Here is a 1,624-nt window from a genome sequence, read left to right as displayed (position 1 = left end):
CCAGGGCGGTGAAGATATCAAAGACCCGTTTTCCGGTAAATCGCAATGCGGCTCCGCTTAAGTGAACAGCATTGCGCAACTGCGGGGCTTTTTAATGGGCAAAACATGCCCATGGCAGGGATTAGGCGGGGCGCCTGCCCAGCCGCTGCACATCGTGGCGGGCGGCGGCCCCGGCCTGGCTGAGCCAGCGCTGGCGGGCCCCCTCATCCGAGGTGTGGACGGGCCCCAGATGCTGGCGGTGGGTCAGCCGGATACCGCACAGCCCCAGCACTGGCTTGTCCAGGGTGCGCTCCAGGGGGGCTCCCTGCCACCAGCGGTAATACCAGGGGGGCTGTCCATGGTTAGCAGCAGGCGCGCCGTCTTGCCGGCGAGCAACTGCTCCGGGTGCGCCTTCCCCGGCTGGTAGCGAAAGGCGAAACCCGGCAGCAGGGTGCGATCCAGCAGCCCCTTGAGCCGGGCTGGCAGGTGGCCCCACCAGACGGGGGCGACGATCACCAGATGGTGGGCCTCCACCAGGCTCTGCTGCACCGCCTGCAGATCGGGCTCGAGGGGTTGCGCCTCGTCATAGCCATGGTGAAGATCCGGCGCGAAGGCGAGCTCCCCCACGTGATGCAGGGTGACGCGCGCGCCCCCTTGCTCGGCACTGCGGGCATACTCCCGGGCGAGGGCGTGGCAGAGGCTGTCGGGTTTGGGGTTGCCGTTGAGAACAAGCAGGTTGGGGGTCATGGTATGGCTCCTTGAAGTGAGCCCCCATTACACCCCTTGTCCCATGGGACAGAGTCAAGCCACCTTTTGCCCCCGATCCGCGGCGGCGGGATGATCCCGCCCGTCGGGGAATTGCCGCGCCGGGGCGCCATAGCGGCAGGGGTGCTGCGCCAGCAGCGTGGCGCACTGGCTCAAGCCCTGATGCTGGCGTTGCAGCCGGGCGACCTCCGCCTCGATCTGCGCCAGCTTGTCCGCGATAAGCTGCTCCACCCTTTGCCAGGGGAAGTGATCGAGGCTGGTGACGCCCGCGAGCAGGGGAACCAGCTCCCCGAGCTTGCAGCCAAGCCGCTGGGCCTCGCGGATAAACCCGACCCACTCCAGATCCTCGGCCCGGTAGACGCGATACTTGCCGCGCCGCCTGGGCTCGGGCAGCAGCCCGAGCTGCTCGTAGAGACGGACAGCCTTTGGGGTGGTGCCCGCCAGCCGGGCAAATTCGCCGATATACATGGTGCTGCTCGCAAAGGTTGTTCGAGTAGGGGCTCACTATAGGCCAGTGGCAGGGGGGATTGAATCCCCGAGGGGGAGAAGAGAGTTACATTGACAGGGGATGACTGACAGAGGACACCCACCTTGTCAGGTAAGTCTGCTATCGAGATGGTGGGTGTCCCAGATTTTCCTCATGATTACTCAAAGAACACTTTAAGTTCGTGCCCCTTGCCTGTTGGCCAATCTATTCGGATTACTTCGATTTCTGTGTTGCCAGCTTTGGCAGATGCCTTTTTTCCATTTTTGATTGCGCTAGATATTTCTTCGGGCAATTTCACGCCAGACAGTTTAAGGCTTAGGGAAGGTGCGAACAAGTCCCTGATATGAGATCATGTTTGTCATCTGGAGCCATGAAAAAGGGTTCATCATGAGT

At 62.6% G+C, this 1,624-nt stretch carries 3 protein-coding genes; all 3 read right to left on the bottom strand.

Features of this window, described 5'->3' with window-relative positions; all coding sequences use genetic code 11:
* Positions 1 to 121 precede the first annotated feature (121 nt).
* The 3 genes from OKB81_RS20260 to OKB81_RS20250 are packed head-to-tail and all read right to left on the bottom strand — an operon-like array spanning position 122 to position 1,212.
* Positions 122 to 271 (bottom strand): hypothetical protein, encoded by a 150-nt coding sequence (locus tag OKB81_RS20260; RefSeq protein WP_234888722.1) that lies wholly within the window; start codon positions 269 to 271, stop codon positions 122 to 124.
* Positions 244 to 726 carry an NAD(P)H-dependent oxidoreductase gene (locus OKB81_RS20255; RefSeq protein WP_234888721.1) on the bottom strand — a complete coding sequence of 161 codons (483 nt, stop codon included), beginning with the start codon at positions 724 to 726 and terminating at the stop codon, positions 244 to 246. The genes OKB81_RS20260 and OKB81_RS20255 overlap by 28 nt, the downstream gene beginning before the upstream one ends.
* 54 nt (positions 727 to 780) lie before the next feature.
* Positions 781 to 1,212, bottom strand: a complete 432-nt coding sequence (locus tag OKB81_RS20250) for a MerR family transcriptional regulator (RefSeq protein WP_160839552.1) — start codon at positions 1,210 to 1,212, stop codon at positions 781 to 783.
* Between the last annotated feature and the right edge of the window lie 412 nt (positions 1,213 to 1,624).

Source organism: Aeromonas sp. QDB56, from assembly GCF_027705505.1.
GTDB classification, from domain to species: domain Bacteria; phylum Pseudomonadota; class Gammaproteobacteria; order Enterobacterales; family Aeromonadaceae; genus Aeromonas; species Aeromonas caviae.
The sequence above is the reverse complement of the archived record's forward strand: the minus strand, read 5'-3'. Positions and strand labels throughout refer to the sequence as shown.